This is a genomic window from Rossellomorea oryzaecorticis (assembly GCF_038405515.1).
In the GTDB taxonomy this organism is placed as follows: Bacteria; Bacillota; Bacilli; order Bacillales; family Bacillaceae_B; genus Rossellomorea; species Rossellomorea oryzaecorticis_A.
The window spans coordinates 1-21,386 of record NZ_JBBYAF010000004.1 but is presented as its reverse complement, the minus strand read 5'-3'; the positions used below and the strand labels follow the sequence as shown (position 1 = coordinate 21,386).

The window sequence follows — 21,386 nt, the reverse complement described above, 5'->3', positions numbered from 1 at the left end:
TCTATGGAAGATTCTTCAAAAGAAGCCTTATATAAACCATTAAGTAGATTTGGGAGGTTGCACATGTCGGAATATCAAGAATTCTTAAATGAACGGGATAAAATTGATTTTCTTTTGCAAAAAGGATTTAAAATTGAAAAAGTGACAGAAAACCTAAGCGGTGCATTTGTACTTTTTAAGCACACAGAAAACAATCGGAGTGCAACGCTTCACATTAAAACGGCAAATGCAAGAAAGTACTTTTCAAATCTTTTGATCCATTCATAAGACGAGAGGGGGATGTAAATGGAGAACCTGCCTGAAGGGGGCGCTGAAAAGATTACTGAGATGAATAAACTTCAATTTCTTCCGGAAATTATGTACACGCCGGAGGATTTAATTGAATGGATGTTATCCTTCCTGTCTTCATCTGAAATATCGGTAGAAGAATGGATGAAGATCTATCATTCAGAGGTTCACATTTTGATCCCTGCAGAAGGGTAAAGGGTTGGTCATGCCAATCCTTTATCTATTTATTTCTGCGCTATTGAACTTATCAAGCCATAAGAAGGAGACAATGATGAAGAGTCTATATTATCACTCTGTAGAATCGATTCTTTCCAGAAAATATTTTGATCATGCAAGGATCATCGCAGGTAAAAAAGGTCTCCAGCGCCAGGTGAAATGGGTTCACGTCGTTGAAGTGATCTCAATAAAAAACTTACTTAACGGTAATGAATTGATCCTTACAACAGGATTGGCATTAAAGGAAGAATCAGCTTTCATTTGCTTGCTGGAACAACTGATTGAAAGTGAAGCTGCGGCCCTTTGTGTCGAACTTGATACGAACATCTCAGCCATTCCTCGATCAGTGATGGACATGGCTGACCTTTACGATTTTCCAGTTATCGTGTTTGAAAGAGAGGTGCCATTCGTCAGTATCACACACGATATTCATTCTGTACTCATCAACCAGCAGTATGAAATGATGAAAAAATTAGATGATTTTGCTCAAGTGCTTAACAAGAGGCTGCTGACTGTCAATCATACTCAAGAAATCCTGAATGTCTTACATAAAGAGTTGGAAGTACCAGTTATTTTTCAATTGAAAGAACAAGATCCTCAGTTTCATCCTCCTATGAAACGGACCGAAGAAATAAAAATGCTAAATCGGTATGAAAATCATTTGGGTAATCCACGGGGTGATTTCACCTCTGCAAAAGTCATCCTTTTTGATCAGGAATATGCAGAACTATTCATTTACAGGGACGAACATCCATTTAGTGAATATGAAGTTTTACTATTAGACCGAACATCCACTGCACTCGCTCAATTTTTAATGAGGGAACTTTATTTTAATGAAAAAAAGAGAATTGAAGAATCTAAGTGGATCATGTCCTGGTTAAAAGGGGAGCAGTCCAATGAAAGACTTGATACTTATCTAAGAGGTTTAAAGATGAATTTTCATGGTGGAGTCGTTTGTGTTTTTAGTGATTCGAAAGAACAAGAAGCACGTGATTACACATATTTCAATTTAGTTGCGAGAAGTATTTTCGAACAGCAGGGATTCCACGCTTTACCAGAGAAAGACGGGGATGATCTTTTATTCATACTACTGGATACCAGGAAGCGGAGTGATTGGAAGAAGCGTATCAAGACAGCGTTGGAGAAAATCCAGAAATCACATTTTCTTCAAAATGGAAAAGAGACTATCATCTCAATCGGTAAATATCAAGAAGAGATGATGGACATTCACTTGAGTTTCAAAACTGCGCGGGAGAGCTTGTTATTTCGTTCGATAATAAAAGGTCAGCAACGGGTCTTTTTCTTTGATGACTTACACCTCTATCGATTAATCTCAATCGTAAACAATAATGTAAACCTCTGGGAGATGATCGAGGAATATTTGAATCCGATCATTGAGTATGATGAAGAAAATGACGGCAGTTTATTATTGACTTTAAAAGTGTTCTTAAGCTGTCAGGGTTCTAAACAAGAAACAGCTAAGAAATTATTTATCGTAAGACAAACGCTGTATCATCGGTTGAAAAAAATTGAAGAGCTGCTGGGTGATGACTACATGAGTTCCGATAAAAGATTAGCTATCGAATTTTTATTGTCGGCTCATGATTATCTCGGTCCCTTGAAAAAAGGTTCAAGAAAATCGGCTGTTAAATGATGGCTTCCAAAAATTGCTCCACTGAACGAAGGTCTTTAAATAGGCAGCCGTAACTAACTGGACAAACGAACTGTCCAATATACTAACCTGGTTACGTTACATTATGTCTAATGAAAGCCTTTACATCATCTCTCATAATGTTCTTATACACTTCATAACGCTTATTAGCTTCCTGGTGAATATCAGATCGTTCAAAAGTAATCAAGGAGGAGATTATATGACGGTAATCAAAAAAGATGTAGCAGTATTAAAAAACTATATTAATGGGAATTGGGTGGAGTCACGAAGTTCACAGACCATGAAGGTCATCAATCCAGCAACGAATGAAGAACTTGCTAGAGTCCCTATATCGACTAAAGAAGATGTCGATCTAGCGGTAAAATCAGCTGAAGAAGCATCGAAGATCTGGAAGAAAACCCCGGTTCCAAAGAGAGCGAGAATCCTTTATAAGTACCATACGCTATTGTCAGACAATCATGAAGAGCTGGCAAAACTCGTTGTACAGGAAAATGGAAAGTCTTATAAAGAAGCTTATGGTGAAGTTCAGCGTGGACTGGAATGTGTAGAATTTGCCTGCGGAGCCCCGACCTTAATGATGGGTGAAACGCTTAGCGGGATTGCTGAGGAAATAGATTCTGAAATGTTCCGATACCCGCTGGGAGTGGTCGGGGGAATTACACCATTCAATTTCCCGATGATGGTTCCGCTGTGGATGTTCCCTCTTGCTGTTGCATGTGGAAATACGTTCGTGCTTAAACCATCGGAACGAACACCTATCCTAGCCAACAGGCTTGCCGAATTGTTTACGGAAGCCGGATTCCCCCATGGAGTACTAAATGTGGTACATGGGGCGCATGATGTAGTGAACGGGTTAATTGAACATAAGGATATATCTGCTATATCGTTTGTAGGCTCTCAGCCGGTTGCGAAATATGTATATGAAAAATCGGCATCTTACGGAAAGCGGGTCCAAGCTCTTTCCGGTGCAAAAAATCATCACGTGGTGATGCCGGATGCAGATATGGATAAAGCGGCGGACCATATCATCAGTTCAGCATTTGGAAGTGCAGGACAGCGCTGCATGGCATGCAGTGCCGTCGTTGTTGTAGGGGACAATGAACCATTCGTCCATGCACTGAAGAAGAAAGCGGATAACCTTTGTATCGGAAATGGCATGGAAGAAGAAGTGCTGCTGACCCCTGTGATCAGAAGCGAACATCGGGACAGGACCCTTAAATATATTGAGAAGGGCTTGGAGGAAGGAGCTTCCCTGATTCGTGACGGAAGAAAGGAAATGGATGAACTGAAGGAAGGAAATTTTTTGGGAGCAACTATCTTTGATTATGTGACTCCGGAGATGACAATTGCAAAAGAAGAAATGTTTGCCCCTGTATTAAGCCTCCTCAGGGCTAAAGATTTAGACGAGGGACTGGAATTTATCCGTAAATCACGTTTCGGAAACGGAGCTACATTGTATACAAAGGATGCAAAAGCAGTGAGGCAGTTCAGAGAAGAAGCAGATGCGGGGATGTTGGGAATCAATGTAGGGGTTCCGGCAACCATGGCATTCTTCCCATTCTCAGGGTGGAAGGATTCTTTTTATGGAGACATGCATGTAAACGGCAAAGACGGAGTAAATTTCTTTACAAGGAAGAAAATGATCACATCAAGGTTTGATTTCTAAAAGCAAAGTAAAAGAATAATTCCAAGAGGTCCAGCCACAGACTCCTGCGGGGGATAGCGGGGAGGAAGGCAGTCGATGAGACTCCCACAGGATTTTGAAGTAGTATCTTAATGAAATAAGGAGGGGTTTCCATTGGTGAAAACTGGTCAGGATAAATGGCTGAAGCAGGATGAACAATTTATCTGGCATTCCATGAAGCCGTATAGTCCCACGGGAACAATGGTGGTGACAGAGTCCAAGGGTTCGTGGGTGACAGATCATGACGGTAAGAAATACTTAGATGGAATGGCCGGGTTGTGGTGTGTAAATGTGGGGTATGGGAGACAGGAACTCGCGGAAGCAGCTTATGAGCAGCTGAAAAAAATGGCCTACTTCCCTCTTACACAGAGCCATCAGCCGGCGATTCAGCTGGCTGAAAAATTAAACGAGCTGCTAGGAGATGAATATGTGATATTTTTCTCTAACAGCGGCTCTGAAGCCAATGAAACTGCATTCAAAATTGCCCGCCAATATCACCAGCAAAAAGGAGAAGGGGAGCGGTATAAGATTGTTTCCAGGTACCGAGCATATCATGGAAACTCGATGGGAGCCCTTGCCGCTACAGGGCAGGCACAAAGAAAATATAAATACGAACCGCTGGCCCCAGGTTTCGTCCATGTTGCCCCGCCGGACTCGTATCGGGATGAAGCAGATTCAAAAGCACCGTTAGAGTTGCCGGGAGTGAAAGCAATCGATCAGGCAATGACTTGGGAGCTCAGTGAAACGATCGCTGCCCTCATTATGGAACCGATTATCACTGGCGGAGGTATATTAGTACCTCAGGAAGAATACATGAAAGCTGCTAAGGAAGTCTGCGAGAAGCACGGAGCATTAATGATCGTGGATGAAGTGATTTGCGGATTTGGCCGCACAGGAAAGCCGTTTGGCTTCATGAATTATGATGTGAAACCGGATATCATTACAATGGCAAAAGGGATCACTTCCGCATACTTGCCATTGTCTGCAACCGCAGTTAAACGGGAGATATATGATGCCTTTAAAGGAACTGAAGAATATGATTACTTCCGACATATCAATACATTCGGAGGAAATCCTGCTGCTTGTGCGCTGGCTTTGAAAAACCTCGAAATCATGGAAAACGAAGACCTGTTCACAAGGTCGGCTGAGTTAGGTGAAACGGTCCTTAATACACTGAAAAATCAGCTGCAGCAGCATAAACTTGTCGGTGACATCAGAGGCAAAGGGCTGCTGATAGGTATCGAAATGGTAAAGGATAAACAATCAAAAGAGCCATTGGAAGTGGATAAAGTAAATAAGGTTATTTCTTACTGCAAACAAAATGGCGTTATCATTGGAAAGAACGGAGCGACTGTGGCGGGATACAATAATGTCTTGACGCTTTCACCTCCGCTTACGATCGAAGTTGAAGATCTTGAATTACTAATTAATACAGTCATTGAAGGGATCAATAATGTGAAATAGTAAAAAGAGCAGCTGCAAAAATGCTGCTCTTCTTTTTTTGTAAATATCTAACTATTTATTAGAATAAGGTGATAAACTTTATCTATCAACCATTGAAAGAGGAGAGTAAACATGTCTGTAGCATTTAAAGGAATAGATCATATTCAATTGGCTGCACCAGAAAATTGTGAACATGAAGCAAGAAGGTTTTATGTAGAAATGATAGGGTTGAAAGAAATTCCGAAACCTGAAAACTTAAGAGGCAGAGGTGGCTGCTGGTTCCAGTTCGGGCCCCAGGAGATTCATGTAGGCGTTCAAAAAGATTTTGTACCAGCGACAAAAGCTCATCCCGGCTTACTTGTAGAAGGCTTAGAAGACTTCCGGAATTCATTGGCTATGAAAGGTATAAAAATAAAAGAAGACGCTCCTATAAATGGGAGAAGCCGCTTCTTTGTTTCAGACCCATTTGGAAATCGGATAGAGTTTTTGGAATATCATTGAAGGAACTGAAGAAAACAAGCATCTCCACCTTTATGAGATGCTTGTTTTTTTATAGGCTATGTTACAGATTATTGTTGATTTGGATCTCTTCTGGTAAATCCTTTGTAGCTGGAGGCACCTCTCTTTTTTTAACGTTGACCGTCTCTGATGAATGGATGGTTACAATTAGCTGTCCACCGTAGATTTTTGAACGTATCAACAGGGGTTGGTTATAGATGTTTCGAAAAGTGAAATCAGGACCATACCAGCTTACAGTTGCATCCCTTCCCTGAGGTACATAAGGCACTCTTTTACTGTGGTGATAACGTTCTACGATCTCAACGCCGGCAAGGTCGACAGCGTTGTATAAAGTGGACGAGACCTGGCAGATACCTCCTCCGATGTCTTCCGAAAGTTCTCCTCGTACAATGACGGGGGCTTTTTTGTAACCCTTCTCTTTTGTACGTTTTCCAACTGTTTTGTTGAATGAAAAGACTTCACCGGGAAACACAACCGTATTATTGATCTCGTGTGCTGCAAGTGAAATATTATGAGAGCGTTCAATATTGTGATGATTAAAATAAGTGACGTAATGTCCGATTTGATTTGTCCGGATTGAAGAAATGAGTTCACTATCTACTCTTGGATATATGATTTGCAATGGTACTTCGATTGAAACTGAACCTTTTGAGAGCAAGGCTACTAACAGTTGATCTCTGAATTTCTCCCGATGCAGTTTATATCCATTTTCATGGTGGATGATGTGATTGCTTCCGTCCAAATATGCATCCCTCGGGGGAGCTGACACTTTCTTATTGATGTCATCTAAGATCATATCACTCACCGCGGGATTAAGGAGCGGTTCATCAATTTCTTTAAAGGATAAATCGGTTTTTAAATAAGAAGAAAGGAGGTTTTCTTGAAAAATAATATCAATTCTATCATTGGGAGGTTCTTTCATAAGAGGAAACGAAAGAAGGCTGATTAAAATGATTTTTGTGAAAAGCTGCATTTGTGATCATTCCCTTCACCTGTAGTATAAGTAGGTTAAATACTTTCATGTAGAAAAAGAAGAAGATAATGATTTCCAATAATTACAGCTTATTCATTTTTCATTCAATCAAAAACTATAGAAAAAAGGTATGGTTCAGTATGTGTTATGTAAGGGCAATGATTGTTTTTGCACTTTTCTTTCTTGTAGTTGGAAAAGTTGAAGGGGAGATGATTAAAGATGAAAGGGCCATTCAAGTCCCCCTTCCTTCTTTTTCGATTGAAATTCTGCCATGGAATAGTGTGAATAAAATGATACCGAAGAAATCTTTTTTCACCATCATCGATGTGGAAACGGGTCTCAGTTTCAAGGTGCAGCGAAGGGCAGGAAGTAAACATGCTGATGTACAGCCTGTTACAAAAAAAGATACAGCTATCATGAAAAGCATTTACAGTGGTAAATGGAGCTGGGATAGAAGAGCTATTCTGATTCAATACAATGACCGTTTAATCCCTGCTTCGATGAACGGAATGCCACATGGGGCGGGTGCCCTCCAAAACGGATTTCCGGGTCACTTTTGTGTCCACTTTTATGGCAGTACCACACACAAGACTCCGACACCCGATTTAGCCCATAAATTAATGATTCTTAAAGCTGGTGGTGAACTCCATAAGTATTTATACAATATGGACCCGTATGAAAGCCTTCATGTGATGGAAATAGCAATCAATCAGCATGATGACAAACTTCTTTCACTTGTTTTAGTGGAAGGTGAAAAAGGAACAGCCAAAAAATTGATAAAGGAGATTGAACACATCGATATTACGGAACTTTCCCTGCTGCCATCAGAGGATTTACATCCGTTCTTTGCACTGGAAGTGAAATTGAAACTGAAATGGATATCAGGTGATCAAACACAATCGGTTAAAAGAGGTGAATTGATCATCCGAAAAGCGGGTCCGGAAGATCAATGGGGCATAGACGTCGAGGCACTCAAGGAATTGATACACTAGGTTCTGGGGGATTTACAGTTATTTCATTTAATGTATGTAAAAATCGAAGCGGGGGAGTTTTTTATCCTTAAAAGAGGGAAATGGTTAATTAAACAAATCGTGGAGGGAAGGAACTCATGTTAGAGTTTATTATAAATATAATTAAAGAAATGGGGATGTGGGGACTATTTGCAGGGAATGCAATTGAAGCTTCGTCTTTACCTTTTCCCGGGGTATTAGTCACACTTACCTATGGATATCTCCTTGATCCTTCATGGGGTAAGCTGATCACTCTTGCTGTTTTCAGCAGCGTGATCTATACCGTTTTCAGCTATATACCATATGTGATCGGTTTTAAAATCAAGCATACAATCAAAGATAAAACGAATGAAAAAAACACAAGAAAAGTGGAGAGAGCACAGAAGTGGTTCAGAAAATATGGGGTTTGGAGCATAGCTCTTTCACGACCACTCGGAATAGGGAATTATATTTCATATGCGTCCGGTATTAGTAAAGTAAACAAGTTTAAGTTTGGTGTTCTTACGTTTATGGGGATTTTCCCCGTTACATTTATCATGCTCATAGTGGGAAAAAACGGGCATTTGGAGTCTGTTCAGGCATTAATGAGTAGTGTACAGAACTATATCTTCATCGGCGGAGCTGTTTTGCTCATCCTTTACATTGGATATAAATTTCTATATTCAACAAGAAAGAAGAAAAAAGAAGAATCATCTCAAAATAAGGTTGCGCCCAAAGTGGCAAAGCAAGGTGATTCATAAATCAGTGCAGGCTGGTTATTCTATACTTTCATGATTCGTCCCTTAATAGAAGGGGCGTTTTTTGTATGTGTGTAAGCCGATCCGTCTTATGCCAGCCGCCTCCGCTTTTGAGGTGCTCGCTTTTCCATTGTTGTGATATAATGAATAGTCGAGATTAGTAGAATTAGCATGAAAGGTTTGATTCGAACCATGACTCAATATACGCCGATGATCAGGCAGTATTTACAGGTGAAGGCAGATTATCAGGATGCCTTTTTATTTTTTCGATTAGGTGATTTTTATGAAATGTTCTTTGATGACGCGATTTCGGCATCACAAGAACTCGAAATAACGTTAACAAGCCGGGATGGGGGCGGCGAGGAAAGAATTCCTATGTGCGGGGTCCCATATCATTCTGCTCCCAATTACATAGAACAATTGATTGACAAAGGCTACAAAGTCGCCATATGCGAACAGACAGAGGATCCGAAGCAGGCAAAGGGAGTCGTACGCAGGGAAGTGGTGCAGCTGATTACACCTGGTACCGTGATGGACGGCAAGAGATTGAATGACAAGGAAAACAATTATATTGCTTCTGTAACTGCTTTTGACGATCACACTTTTGGCCTTTCGTACAGTGACCTCACAACTGGTGAATCTAAAGTGACCCTCGTGACAGAAGGGATTCAAACATTATTAAATGAACTATCGACCATTGGCGCAAAAGAAGTCGTGCTTCCACCCGATATTGAGGAAGAAACGCAAAAAAGGATTAACGAAAGAAATGAGATTACGCTTTCATTTGAACAGGAAAGTCAAATTGATTCATCCTTTTCCCATCTTCTTGCAGCCCTTGAACAAGATAAACTGAAAGAGGCTTCCGCGAGACTTTTTCAGTATCTTTTCCGTACTCAGAAAAGAAGTCTTGATCATTTACAGGAAGTAGAGACGTATCAGATTTCTCAATACATGAAGATGGATTACTATTCCAAAAGAAATCTAGAATTAACCGAAACGATCCGTTCCAAAGGGAAGAAGGGTTCACTGCTCTGGCTGCTTGATGAAACGATGACGGCCATGGGAGCCCGCCTCCTTAAACAGTGGATTGACCGTCCCCTTATCCAACAAAAAGAAATTCAAAAACGGCAAACGGTGGTAGAAGTACTGTTAGAAAGATTCTTTGAGAGACAGGATCTGAGGGAACGGCTCAAAGAAGTGTATGATTTAGAGCGTTTAGCAGGAAGGGTTGCCTTCGGAAACGTAAATGCACGTGATCTCATCCAACTGAAAAAATCACTTCAGCAGATCCCTGTACTCAGGCACCTTGTAGAGTCTATGGAAAATGAAGCGACAGATGAACTCGTTGCAGAACTGGATCCATGTGAAGACCTGACGGATTTATTGGAGCAGGCACTTGTGGACAACCCTCCCCTTTCAATCAAAGAAGGCAGCATTATCAGGGATGGTTACCATGATGAATTGGATCAATACCGGGATGCAAGTAAAAACGGTAAAAGCTGGATTGCAGAACTTGAACGTAAAGAGCGTGAACGAACAGGAATCAGGTCACTGAAAGTCGGTTTTAATCGTGTATTCGGTTACTATATCGAGGTGACAAAAGCCAATCTTCAACACTTAGAAGAGAACCGCTATGAAAGAAAGCAAACATTAACAAATGCAGAACGATTCATTACACCCGAATTGAAGGAGAAAGAATCTCTCATTCTTCAAGCTGATGAGAAGTCAGTGGATTTAGAGTATGAACTATTTACAGCGATACGTGAAACTGTAAAAGAGTATATTCCCCGACTTCAGAAATTGGCCAGGCTCGTGAGTGAACTTGACGTTCTTCAATGTTTCGCAACGATAAGCGAAAAAAGGCATTACAACAAGCCTTCTTTTAATAGTGAACGTAAAATCATTCTTAAAGACGGTCGTCATCCGGTCGTTGAAAAAGTCATGGGTGCACAGGAATATGTACCAAACGATTGCTACATGGATGCAGAACGGGAAATGCTGCTAATCACTGGGCCAAACATGTCCGGTAAAAGTACGTACATGCGCCAAATTGCCTTGACATCGATCCTTGCGCAGATTGGTTGTTATGTACCTGCACATAAAGCAGACCTGCCGATTTTTGATCAAGTATTTACCCGTATCGGAGCTGCAGATGATCTTATTTCAGGACAGAGTACATTCATGGTTGAAATGCTTGAAGCAAAGAATGCAATCGTCAATGCGACGCAGCAGAGTCTGATTCTATTCGATGAAATAGGACGTGGAACTTCGACTTATGATGGGATGGCACTTGCACAGGCGATTATAGAATACATTCATGAAAATATCGGCGCAAAAACTCTGTTCTCCACGCATTACCACGAACTGACCATCCTGGAAGATGATTTATATAAGGTGAAAAATGTGCATGTCAGTGCGATGGAGCAGAATGGAAAGCTTGTCTTCCTTCATAAAATAAAAGAAGGAGCAGCCGATAAGAGTTATGGTATTCATGTAGCTGAACTTGCAGATCTGCCGCAAGCACTTATCTTGCGAGCGAATGAAATATTATCACAGCTGGAGCAAAAAGAAGACCAGCTATCCATATCCAATCAAGAAGCAGCTGTCACTAAACAGAAAGAGTCCGAAGCCTTGGAGATCAATGAGGAAATCTCTCAGCTATCCTTCTTTCAAGCAGAAAAGAAGCAAACAAAGGAAACAACCATTTCATCTAAAGAAAAGAAATTATTGGATGAACTTAAAAAACTCGATATTCTTGAAATGACTCCATTGGATGCCATGAACACTTTATATGGTATTCAAAAAAAGTTAAAAAACTAAAGGCGGTGTAAACGTGGCAAAAATCTTTCAACTAGATGACTCGCTTTCAAACAAAATTGCCGCAGGCGAGGTTGTTGAAAGGCCCGCTTCAGTCGTAAAAGAACTCTTGGAAAATAGTATTGATGCCAATGGAAACGTAATAGAAATTCATATAGAAGAAGCGGGTCTCAACTCAATCCGCATCATCGATAATGGGGATGGGATCGAAGAAGAAGATGTTAAGACGGCTTTTAGGCGCCACGCCACCAGTAAGATAAAAGATGAAAATGATCTATTCCGCATCCGGACCCTTGGTTTTAGAGGAGAAGCCCTGCCCAGTATTGCCTCAGTTTCCCATTTTACATTGAGTACAAGTACAGGTGAAGGGCCGGGCACGTTTATTGAGCTGCAGGGCGGAGTGATTAAAAAGCTTGAAAAGACATCATCAAGAAAGGGCACCGATATCACGGTTTCCCAGATTTTCTTTAACACACCAGCCCGTTTGAAATACTTAAAGACCATTCATACAGAACTTGGAAACATCACTGATGTAGTAAATCGCATAGCGCTTGCTCATCCTGATGTCTCTATTAAACTTCTTCATAATGGCAAATCACTTCTTCACACAAATGGAAATGGTGATGTTCTTCAAGTATTGGCGGCTATATATGGTGTAGGTATCGCAAAAAAAATGGTTCCCATCGATGTAAGTACGCTTGATTTCCGTGTAAACGGGTATATTTCTCTTCCCGAGGTCACTCGTGCATCCAGAAATTATATTTCCACAATGATAAACGGGCGGTTCATTAAAAATTACGCCCTGGCAAAAGCGATAGGTGAGGGGTATCATACGTTACTGCCGATCGGCAGGCACCCCATTGTATTATTGAACATCGATATGGATCCCGTGCTCGTGGATGTAAATGTACATCCTTCCAAAATGGAAGTGCGGATCAGTAAGGAGAATGAATTAAATGCTCTTGTGACAGAGGGGATAAAGCGTGTCTTTAAGCAAAAGGAGCTCATCCCTTCCGGAGCCCCGGTTCCAAAACCAGCAAAAGCAAAGTCTGAACAAACCTTCATGGACCTGGAACCTGGATCTGGATCCGTTAAGAAGGAGGTACGTCCATCTTCCTGGTCAGTAAGGGAACAAGGTCTTGGACAAGAGGTCAAGAATGATCTTTATGATGTACGTGAAGAGAAAGAAGATATAAATCCTCCATCTCCAGAGTTAAAGCCATCCAAAACAGATGAAATGGATGAAGGGACGCAAGAAGAGCCATTTGGGGAAACGGTCGAAGTTTTTGAGCAGGAAGTTACTGACTCACCACGGGTGCCGCCGCTCTATCCTGTAGGCCAGATGCACGGTACTTACATTTTTGCCCAAAATGATCAAGGGCTGTATATTATCGATCAGCATGCCGCCCAGGAGCGCATAAAATATGAATTTTTTAAAGAAAAAGTAGGACAAGTGGCGAAGGAACTTCAAGAACTGTTAGTGCCGCTGACTTTGGAGTATTCTACGGATGAATGTATTAAAATCAATGAAAACCGGTCAGCGCTTGAAGAAGTGGGGGTCTTCCTTGAAGAGTTTGGGCAAAACAGCTATATAGTCAGGGCCCATCCCCAATGGTTTCCGCCAGGGGAAGAAAAAGATACCATCGAAGATATGATTCAACAAGTACTTAAGATGAACCGTGTGGATATCTGGAAGCTTCGGGAGGAGGCGGCAATCATGATGAGCTGCAAAGGCTCCATCAAGGCGAATCATCATCTTCGTAATGATGAAATTCTTGCATTACTGGACGAATTGAGAAGAACCACCGACCCTTTCACATGTCCTCACGGTCGTCCTATCATCATCCATTACTCTACCTATGAAATGGAAAAAATGTTCAAACGAATCATGTAATTAAAAAGAGACTGACTGGGACATATGTGTGTTGGTTAAATATAAATCCGAACTAAAATTCAAATTCTTTTTTTTAGAATTCGAATTAGTTCGGGTTTTTTGTTTTGTTAGAACAAACACGTACTTATTAGCTTGTTCCAGCGGTTGATTGGAGTGCAAGACGAAGACTCCTGCGGGAAGAGTAGCTAATGTGAGACCTGTCCAGCTGCAGGGCTTAGTAGCACATGTCATAAGTCAAATCGACCAAGAAGGCATAGAACGCCTTCGTGGCTGATTCGCCTTATGCCACCCGCCGCTGTGCAAAGCCCCTCCGCTTTTCTTTCCGCAGGCAAAGCCGAGGAGGCTCACGGGCTACCCGCGGAAAGCGAAGTCTTGCACGGAAATCATTAGCGGTATTTAGAGCCGGCTCTAAAATGTTCGTCCTCAGACAGTGGTTTTATAGATTTGTCCAAACCTCATTTTTTCACTAGATACAATAATAATATTATGGAAACTAAACGAAATAGATATTTTTCCAACTCCATATTGAATTATTTCTTTTTTAGTGTAAAATTACACTAAAAGGAATTAGTTAGGAGAGTTGGAAATGTTTATAAATCTCATAAAGAAAAAAAGATTCATTTTTATACTTAGTCTCTTACTCATTTACTCTTCAGTTTTTACTTTTATGGCTGCAGACAAAACAGAAGATGTCATTACCGATGTGGGGCGGTTAATGCCAACTAAAATCAAGAAAATAGTTAAGGGAAAAGAAGAGGACAGTATGATAGAAACAGTCAACGAGGCGAATGAAAATGATTTAAAAATTTCGATTGCCGGAAAACGACACAGTCAGGGGGGACATACCTACTATCCTGATGCAGTGGTTATGGATATGACAGATTATAATGAAATTCTTCACGTTGATCCTGACAATAAGACGATACACGTACAGAGCGGGGCAACCTGGGATGATATTCAACGCGCGGTCAACCCCTATGGTTTAGCGGTGAAAGTGATGCAATCACAGAATATATTTACCATCGGAGGTTCGCTTTCTGTAAATGTTCATGGCAGGGATATTCGTAACGGCTCCTTAATCGAGACAGTTAACTGGTTCAGATTATTGAAACCGGACGGAAAGGTCATCAAAGTATCCAGGAGTGAAAACAGTGAATACTTCCCTTTGGTAATAGGAGGGTATGGCCTGTTCGGAGTCATTTTGGATGTGGAACTTCAATTAACAGAAGATGAATTATATGCGATGAGAATAGAAGAAATGTCATTCGAAGAATACCCAGGCTATTTTAAGGAGCATGTATTAGAAGATAATGAGGTGAAGATGCATCTCGCGAGGATTTCGACAGCTCCGGATTCCTTTTTGAAAGAGATGTATGTAACTGACTATTATTCTAGTGAAAATCAAAAGGAATACAGCCAATACAGAAAACTTAAAGAGGAGAGATTCACTTTTTTAACGAAGTTCCTGCTCGGGGTATCACGTGACTTTGATTGGGGAAAAGATGCATTTTGGGATATGCAGAAAGCATTCTTTCATAACAGGAATGAGAAATTGGTGACGAGAAATAACGTCATGAGATCTGAATCTGAATTCCTTGAATATGAGGCTGAGAATGATACTGATATTTTGCAGGAGTACTTTGTCCCTGTAGATGAGTATGAGAAATATATCAATGACTTAAGGACCTATCTTCAGGACAGAGAATTAAATCTGATCAATATTACTGTCAGGTATGTTGGCCGTAACAATGATGCGCTCATGTCATTTGCAAATGAGGATATGTTTGCGCTCGTGCTCCTCATTAATCAAGGTATGAGTGAAGAGGATATTTTAAAGACAGGGGAAACAGTAAGGGGGATGATTGATATTACATTAGACCATGGAGGCAGTTATTATTTACCTTATTATGAGTATCCAACAAGAGATCAGCTGAAGGAAGCTTATCCAAACAGTGACGAATTCTTTCGAAAGAAGAGAAAGCTGGATCCTGAAGAAAGATTCATGAATCAATTTTATCAGGAGTATGGTCTATGAAGTGGTTCATATTATCACAAAGTTTCGCAATGACAGCGGCTAGTGTATCATTTCCGTTCTATTTGCTGTTTATTCAGAATATAGGCAGGTCCTTTTCTTCCTTTGGGTTTGCGTATGGATTGTTCACCTTGAGTGCAGCGCTCAGTCATCGCCTGATTGGGAGATTAGCAGATAAGTCAGGTGGGATGAGACTTCTGATCTTATACGCTATTGGAATGAGTTTTCTCTTTCTCCTCATACCATCTGTTACCACAATCGAGATTGTCTATATCATTCAGATTGTTCTCGGTGTGCTGGGAGCCGTACAGAAGACGAGTGAAAAGCTGGTACTCAGTGAATTCTCTTATGATGGCAGCAGGGGAAAGATGATAGGAAACTACCACTTTTGGACGTCGTTATGCTCAAGTTTTGCCGTCATGGGGACCGGCCTATTATTGAATTACTTTACAATCCATTATATTTTTTACGGGTGCTCCATCTTCTTTCTGGCAAGCGGTATAAGCCTCATTATAAGTCATACAGATTACTTACCATCCTACAAACAGCGGGTGAAAAGAACGAAAGCGAATTGAATCCATTTTGATCTTTTGCTCTTCCATATTTTGAAAATAAGAAGGAAATTACTAATAAAAAGCTAATATGTAAACAAGGACGGATATTTCTGAATTTTCCATAAAATATACAGGGGGAGTAAGATGAATGGTGGAGTAGAGCTTCAACCGATAAAAAAGAAGAAACGGTCTGTAATTTTACTATGGACGCTTGGGATATTGGTTTTTCTTTTGGCAGGAGGGATCATAGGGGTAAACTTCTATGTTGAGAGATCATTACCTTTGACTTCTGGAACCGTTTCATTAAACGCTTTGTCTCAAAATGTAGAGATTATCAGAGATAATCAAGGCGTTGCTCATATATCGGCAAAGAATGAAAAGGATTTGTTTATAGCCCAGGGTTATGTCCAGGCTCAAGACCGATTATTTCAAATGGACTTAAGCCGAAGGCAGGCATCAGGCCGATTAAGTGAAGTCATAGGTGAAAAAACAGTAGAACGTGATAAATTTTTCCGCACTTTGGGACTGCGCAGGGCTGCTGAAGTTTCTTATACAGCCTATCCTGATGAAACAAAACAAATCCTTGAATGGTTTGCAGAAGGAGTCAATGCATACATAAAGGAAGCGAAAGAGGATGGCAGGATGCCGGTCGAATTTACACTTCTGGGGTACAAGCCGGAAAAGTGGACGCCCATAGATTCATTAACCATAGGTAAATATATGGCATTTGATTTAGGGGGGCACTGGCAGGGGCAGGCTTTCAGGTACTGGGCCTTGAAGAATCTATCTGAGGATAAGGCATATGACCTATTCCCTTCGTACCCTGAAGGTGCTCCAGAGATCCTTTCTTCCATCGGGGACCTTTCAATCAACATTGAAGAATCTTTTGCTGGAGCCGTGATTCCTCCTGAATTTAATGGGAGCAACAACTGGGTGGTCAGCGGGGAAAAAACGGCAAACGGAAAACCATTGCTTGCTGATGATCCGCATTTATCACTGGGGACACCTTCCATTTGGTATCAGATGCATTTAAAATCACCCGAAGTGAATGTAAGCGGAGTGATCTTCGCCGGAATTCCAGGAATCATCTTAGGTCATAATGAAAAAATCGCCTGGGGAGTAACTAATACTGGCCCTGATGTACAGGATTTATATATAGAAAAAAGACACAAAAAGGATTCTTCACTTTTTCTATATGATAACCGGTGGGAGGAAGCAACTTTCATTCAGGAACCCATTCTCGTGAAAGGGAAGGATGAGATCCCATATGAAGTGATTATTACAAGACATGGACCTATCATTTCCGATTTTGCCGGGCAATCAGATGAAGAACATGCGCTCTCCCTAAGATGGACCGCTTTAGATCCGAGTTTAGAACTTCAGGCCATCATCAACATTAATAAAGCAGGTAACTGGGAAGAGTTCGAGAAAGCACTGGAAGACTTTCATACGCCTACCCAAAACTTTGTCTTTGCCTCACAAGACGGGACCATTGCTTATAAAGCAAATGGTAAAATACCGATTCGTAATAAAGGGGACGGAATGCTGCCGGTTCCGGGATGGGACAAGGAATACGAATGGAAAGGATTTATACCATTCGACAAACTTCCTACTGTCGTAAACCCTGAGAAAGGGTTTGTAGCTACTGCAAATAACAGAGTCATTGACGAAAGCTATCCTTATCATATCAGTCATCATTGGGCACAGCCTTACCGATACATGAGAATCGCTCGGTATCTGGAAGGGAAAGATGATTTAACGGTACAGAATATGAAAGAGCTCCAAATGGACCAAGTCAATTTACACGCCGCTGAATTTGTGCCGATTTTTTTAAGAGATTTAAGAGACCAAGAATTAACTTCCAAACAAGAACAAGCTATTGAAATCCTGGCAAAGTGGGACTATAAAGATGAAAAATCTAAATCAGCACCATTGCTGTTTCACTCATGGATGAACATCCTATCCAAGGAGATGTTTAAGAAAGAGGTACCACCAGAATTGATGGAACTTTTTGAAGGCCGTCAAAGTATTGTAGATGAAATGCTGCGGAAAGCTCATGAAGGGGAAGTATCTTCCTGGTTTGAACCTTACGGTGGATATCATGAGTATCTGCAGAGTTCCTTAAACAAGGCCTTACTCGAATTGGAGGAGTCTTATGGTACCGACATGGGTAAGTGGAAATGGGGGGATTTCCATAAAGTTTATTTTGAGCACCCTATATCTGGAGCTTCACCAATATTGGAATGGTTCTTTAACAGAAAAGATCCCATCCCTGTCGGAGGAAGCAGGGTCACGGTCCAGGCAGCGAGTTATAATCAGGAAGGAATTGTTAACCACGGTGCTTCCTGGAGGTTTGTAATTGACGCTGCAAACATGTCTGAAGGGTATCATATTGTAGGGCCGGGCCAGGCTGGCCACTTCAAGAGTGATTGGTATGATAATCAAATAGATGCCTGGGTGAAGGGGGAGTATCACAAAACGTCTATAACTGATGTTGAAGCTAAAAATAAATTAGTATTAAAGGCTGAATAAACTGGCGTCTTATCCCCTTTATACAAACTCAGTTATAAGGGTATAAGACGACTTCTTTAATCAAGATACAAGAAACCGAATAAAAAAATAGAAAAAGGGTATACTAACAAGATGTGATTTTATAAACTATTATGGTACGATAATATGTAAGGGAAGATTTACATAGAAAGCAGTGAAAGTATGCCTCACACTACCAAACCAAAACTGATCGTGCTCATCGGCCCGACCGCCGTAGGGAAAACCAGAACAAGCATTCAGCTTGCCAAAACGTTTGATGCAGAAATCATCAGCGGGGACTCCATGCAAATATACAAAGGAATGGACATCGGTACTGCGAAAATAACCGAGGAAGAAATGGAAGGGATTCCGCACCATCTCATTGATATTAAGGACCCTCACGAATCGTTTTCGGCAGCAGAATTTCAACAGCTTGTCAGAGAAAAAATCGCAGAAATCGATTCACGCGGTAAGATGCCTATGATTGTTGGTGGAACAGGACTGTATATTCAATCCGTCATTTTTGATTATCAGTTTACGGATGCACCAGGCGATCCTGAATATCGTTCAAGATTGGAAGAAAAAGTCGAGGAAAAAGGTATTGCCCCTCTTTTTGATCACCTCCAGCGCGTTGATCCGGAAGCAGCAAAAAATATCCATCCTAACAATATAAGAAGGGTGATCCGGGCTTTGGAAATCTTTCATTGTACCGGAAATACAATGACCGGCTATCAGCAAAGTCAATCAGATGAACTGCTTTATGACACAGCGTTGATTGGCCTGACCATGGATCGGGAGAAACTTTATAACCGAATTAATATGAGGGTTGATTTAATGATAGATGAAGGGCTCATCAAAGAGGTGAAAACTTTATTTGACCTTGGAGTGCGTGATGTCCAATCCGTTCAAGCTATCGGTTATAAAGAGATTTATGAATACCTCGATGGAAGCATAAGTTTAGATCGTGCCATCGAGAACTTAAAGCAGAATTCACGAAGATATGCAAAGAGGCAGTTAACGTGGTTCCGTAATAAGATGGATGTAACCTGGTTTGATGTGACCGATGAATCACACCAAAAAATTATTAAAGAGATTTCCAAATTTATTGCAGGAAAGATTGAACTAAAGTCGAATAAGTAAGTAGAGATAGAGGAGGAGGACTAAACATGAAACAATCCATTAATATCCAAGATCAATTCCTGAACCAATTGCGAAAAGACAGTTCACTATGTACGGTATTCCTTTTAAATGGCTTCCAAATCCGCGGCCAGGTAAAGGGATTTGACAATTTTACCGTTCTATTTGAATGTGAAGGGAAACAGCAGCTTGTCTATAAGCATGCCATTTCGACATTCGCTCCTCAGCGAAATGTTCAAATAAATTTTGAAGAAAGTAACTAAACGTTTAGTTCTGGTTTTAATCATTTGATACTGATAAAGCTGCCTTTATGCATCGGGCAGCTTTTTTATTTTGAAGATGAACCGGGAGCTGAAATTCATTCTCGAGTTAAGGAATTCAGCTTTCTCCGTTTAACTCTGACTTTATTTTAAAACAAATAATCTTTAAAAAAATATACTTTTAATTAATGAATTAGATAAAGGTTGAATAGAATGATATGAGAATCCATCTGTATATTTTCTAGATTAAATAACATGAAGATATAGCAGGGATTGTTTTCATTGTATAGTTGTTCATGAACGTTCAGTATTCTGTATATTTCTCGGGAAAGCGCATGATATGACAGAATTCTGCGTTTTTTTCATTTCGTTTTCTTTCGTTTATCGCTGCCTGTCGAAATAAAGGAGAGAATATAGGCATTTGTCACCCAAAAGGCCTCTAAGCGTATACTGTCTGTAGAATAGTGAGGTGAAATTTTTGGATCAGCAACCAATGAGAATGAAAAATAATGGACAAATCAGCATTGTACTTAATTCACAAAAGCGTAATTCAGTTAAAGATACACTTAAGCCGGATTCCCTGCACCAATCATTCCCTCAGGAGCATGTTGCGTTAAAGGAGATTGAAGAAGAGTTAGGATCTCTTGTCGGGATGGAAGAAATGAAAAAGATGGTTAAAGAGATCTATGCATGGATATATGTGAACAAGAAGCGTGAGGCAATGGGGCTGAAAGCTGGGAAGCAAGCACTTCACATGATGTTTAAAGGCAATCCGGGTACAGGGAAAACGACTGTGGCAAGAATCATCGGCAAACTATTTTTGAAGATGAATGTTTTATCGAAAGGTCATTTAATCGAAGCTGAAAGAGCGGATTTGGTTGGGGAATATATTGGCCATACTGCCCAAAAAACAAGGGATTTGATCAAAAAATCTTTAGGCGGGATCTTATTCGTTGATGAAGCGTATTCTTTGGGAAGAGGGGGAGAAAAGGATTTCGGGAAGGAAGCGATCGATACCCTGGTCAAGCATATGGAAGATAAGCAGCATGAGTTCATCCTGATCCTTGCTGGATATTCAAAAGAGATGGATCATTTTCTCACGTTGAATCCAGGGTTGCAATCAAGGTTTCCTCTCGTATTTCACTTTCCAGATTATTCTGTCGATCAATTGATGGAAATCGTAAAAAGGATGCTGGATGAAAAACAATACTTATTAAGTTCTGATGCCGAACGGAAAATCCGGGACCATTTATACTCAGCAAAGAATAATCTATCCCCGATGGCATTTTCAAATGGAAGGTACGTTAGGAACATACTCGAAAAATCGATCCGGGCACAGGCAATGAGACTTCTCTTGGAGAATTGTTATAGTAGAAATGATTTAATCACCATCAGGAGCAATGACTTAATTTTCACCAAGGGGACGTTAGATTAACTGTTCTAAAAGGTAGCTGGTATGAAAGAGGCGGGGACTAAACATATAACACATACCAAAAGACGAATAATTTCAGTGGAGGTTCTTATTACCGCTAATGATTTCCGTGCAAGACTTCGCTTTCCGCGGGCGGTTGGTGAGCCTATTTAAATTCAAAGGGGTCACCTGTCCAGCTACAGGGCTTAG

General features: G+C 40.7%; 17 protein-coding genes. 16 read left to right on the top strand and 1 reads right to left on the bottom strand.

Annotated features, from left to right (window positions below; all coding sequences use genetic code 11):
• Positions 1-63: 63 nt before the first annotated feature.
• From AAEO50_RS02980 to AAEO50_RS02955, 6 genes are all read left to right on the top strand, one after another.
• On the top strand, positions 64-267 hold the full coding sequence (locus AAEO50_RS02980) for a hypothetical protein (RefSeq protein ID WP_341980264.1): 204 nt from the start codon (positions 64-66) through the stop codon (positions 265-267).
• 18 nt (positions 268-285) lie between these two features.
• On the top strand, positions 286-483 hold the full coding sequence (locus AAEO50_RS02975; protein ID WP_341980263.1) for a hypothetical protein: 198 nt from the start codon (positions 286-288) through the stop codon (positions 481-483).
• Between the two features lie 76 nt (positions 484-559).
• A complete protein-coding gene (locus AAEO50_RS02970) occupies positions 560-2,158 on the top strand; it encodes a PucR family transcriptional regulator (RefSeq protein ID WP_341980261.1) in 1,599 nt (532 codons plus the stop codon).
• Positions 2,159-2,375: 217 nt separating this feature from the next.
• Positions 2,376-3,842, top strand: coding sequence for a CoA-acylating methylmalonate-semialdehyde dehydrogenase (locus AAEO50_RS02965; protein ID WP_341980259.1), 1,467 nt, complete (start codon positions 2,376-2,378; stop codon positions 3,840-3,842).
• 132 nt (positions 3,843-3,974) lie between these two features.
• The gene (locus AAEO50_RS02960; RefSeq protein ID WP_341980257.1) at positions 3,975-5,324 is read left to right on the top strand and encodes an aspartate aminotransferase family protein; all 1,350 of its coding nucleotides are present in this window, start codon (positions 3,975-3,977) and stop codon (positions 5,322-5,324) included.
• Between the two features lie 111 nt (positions 5,325-5,435).
• Complete coding sequence (locus AAEO50_RS02955; protein ID WP_341980255.1) at positions 5,436-5,804, top strand: glyoxalase; 369 nt, start codon at positions 5,436-5,438, stop codon at positions 5,802-5,804.
• A gap of 61 nt (positions 5,805-5,865) precedes the next feature.
• On the opposite strand, the gene AAEO50_RS02950 is transcribed toward AAEO50_RS02955, so the two are convergent.
• Positions 5,866-6,795: a VanW family protein gene (locus AAEO50_RS02950; protein ID WP_341980251.1), complete on the bottom strand. Its 930-nt coding sequence runs from the start codon at positions 6,793-6,795 to the stop codon at positions 5,866-5,868.
• A gap of 158 nt (positions 6,796-6,953) precedes the next feature.
• Between AAEO50_RS02950 and AAEO50_RS02945 the strand changes: the two genes are divergently transcribed.
• The 10 genes from AAEO50_RS02945 (at position 6,954) to spoVK (ending at position 21,200) form a co-directional block, all read left to right on the top strand.
• The gene (locus AAEO50_RS02945; protein ID WP_341980249.1) at positions 6,954-7,787 is read left to right on the top strand and encodes a hypothetical protein; all 834 of its coding nucleotides are present in this window, start codon (positions 6,954-6,956) and stop codon (positions 7,785-7,787) included.
• 116 nt (positions 7,788-7,903) lie between these two features.
• On the top strand, positions 7,904-8,545 hold the full coding sequence (locus tag AAEO50_RS02940) for a DedA family protein (protein WP_341980247.1): 642 nt from the start codon (positions 7,904-7,906) through the stop codon (positions 8,543-8,545).
• Between the two features lie 189 nt (positions 8,546-8,734).
• Positions 8,735-11,362, top strand: a complete 2,628-nt coding sequence (mutS, locus tag AAEO50_RS02935; protein WP_341980245.1) for a DNA mismatch repair protein MutS — start codon at positions 8,735-8,737, stop codon at positions 11,360-11,362.
• A 13-nt stretch (positions 11,363-11,375) separates the two neighbouring features.
• On the top strand, positions 11,376-13,253 hold the full coding sequence (mutL, locus tag AAEO50_RS02930) for a DNA mismatch repair endonuclease MutL (protein WP_341980243.1): 1,878 nt from the start codon (positions 11,376-11,378) through the stop codon (positions 13,251-13,253).
• 601 nt (positions 13,254-13,854) lie between these two features.
• Entirely contained in the window at positions 13,855-15,288 is a 1,434-nt protein-coding gene (locus AAEO50_RS02925) for an FAD-binding oxidoreductase (protein WP_341980517.1), read from the top strand.
• A complete protein-coding gene (locus AAEO50_RS02920; RefSeq protein ID WP_341980241.1) occupies positions 15,285-15,860 on the top strand; it encodes an MFS transporter in 576 nt (191 codons plus the stop codon). Before AAEO50_RS02925 ends, AAEO50_RS02920 begins: the two co-directional genes overlap by 4 nt.
• Before the next feature lie 123 nt (positions 15,861-15,983).
• Entirely contained in the window at positions 15,984-18,371 is a 2,388-nt protein-coding gene (locus tag AAEO50_RS02915) for a penicillin acylase family protein (protein WP_341980239.1), read from the top strand.
• Positions 18,372-18,551: 180 nt separating this feature from the next.
• The gene (miaA, locus tag AAEO50_RS02910; RefSeq protein ID WP_341980236.1) at positions 18,552-19,508 is read left to right on the top strand and encodes a tRNA (adenosine(37)-N6)-dimethylallyltransferase MiaA; all 957 of its coding nucleotides are present in this window, start codon (positions 18,552-18,554) and stop codon (positions 19,506-19,508) included.
• A gap of 26 nt (positions 19,509-19,534) precedes the next feature.
• Complete coding sequence (gene hfq / locus AAEO50_RS02905) at positions 19,535-19,768, top strand: RNA chaperone Hfq (RefSeq protein WP_341980234.1); 234 nt, start codon at positions 19,535-19,537, stop codon at positions 19,766-19,768.
• 490 nt (positions 19,769-20,258) lie between these two features.
• Positions 20,259-21,200, top strand: a complete 942-nt coding sequence (gene spoVK, locus AAEO50_RS02900; protein ID WP_341980515.1) for a stage V sporulation protein K — start codon at positions 20,259-20,261, stop codon at positions 21,198-21,200.
• The last annotated feature ends 186 nt before the right edge of the window (positions 21,201-21,386 follow it).

Bases quoted from the DNA above. Each gene is read 5' to 3' on its own strand.
- AAEO50_RS02945 (WP_341980249.1), top strand. From the start codon at position 6,954: ATGATTGTTTTTGCACTTTTCTTTCTTGTAGTTGGAAAAGTTGAAGGG.
- AAEO50_RS02980 (WP_341980264.1), top strand. From the start codon at position 64: ATGTCGGAATATCAAGAATTCTTAAATGAACGGGATAAAATTGATTTT.
- AAEO50_RS02970 (WP_341980261.1), top strand. From the start codon at position 560: ATGAAGAGTCTATATTATCACTCTGTAGAATCGATTCTTTCCAGAAAA.
- mutS (WP_341980245.1), top strand. From the start codon at position 8,735: ATGACTCAATATACGCCGATGATCAGGCAGTATTTACAGGTGAAGGCA.
- miaA (WP_341980236.1), top strand. From the start codon at position 18,552: ATGCCTCACACTACCAAACCAAAACTGATCGTGCTCATCGGCCCGACC.
- AAEO50_RS02915 (WP_341980239.1), top strand. From the start codon at position 15,984: ATGAATGGTGGAGTAGAGCTTCAACCGATAAAAAAGAAGAAACGGTCT.
- AAEO50_RS02940 (WP_341980247.1), top strand. From the start codon at position 7,904: ATGTTAGAGTTTATTATAAATATAATTAAAGAAATGGGGATGTGGGGA.
- AAEO50_RS02965 (WP_341980259.1), top strand. From the start codon at position 2,376: ATGACGGTAATCAAAAAAGATGTAGCAGTATTAAAAAACTATATTAAT.
- AAEO50_RS02920 (WP_341980241.1), top strand. From the start codon at position 15,285: ATGAAGTGGTTCATATTATCACAAAGTTTCGCAATGACAGCGGCTAGT.
- spoVK (WP_341980515.1), top strand. From the start codon at position 20,259: ATGAGAATGAAAAATAATGGACAAATCAGCATTGTACTTAATTCACAA.
- hfq (WP_341980234.1), top strand. From the start codon at position 19,535: ATGAAACAATCCATTAATATCCAAGATCAATTCCTGAACCAATTGCGA.
- AAEO50_RS02950 (WP_341980251.1), bottom strand. From the start codon at position 6,795: ATGCAGCTTTTCACAAAAATCATTTTAATCAGCCTTCTTTCGTTTCCT.
- AAEO50_RS02975 (WP_341980263.1), top strand. From the start codon at position 286: ATGGAGAACCTGCCTGAAGGGGGCGCTGAAAAGATTACTGAGATGAAT.
- AAEO50_RS02955 (WP_341980255.1), top strand. From the start codon at position 5,436: ATGTCTGTAGCATTTAAAGGAATAGATCATATTCAATTGGCTGCACCA.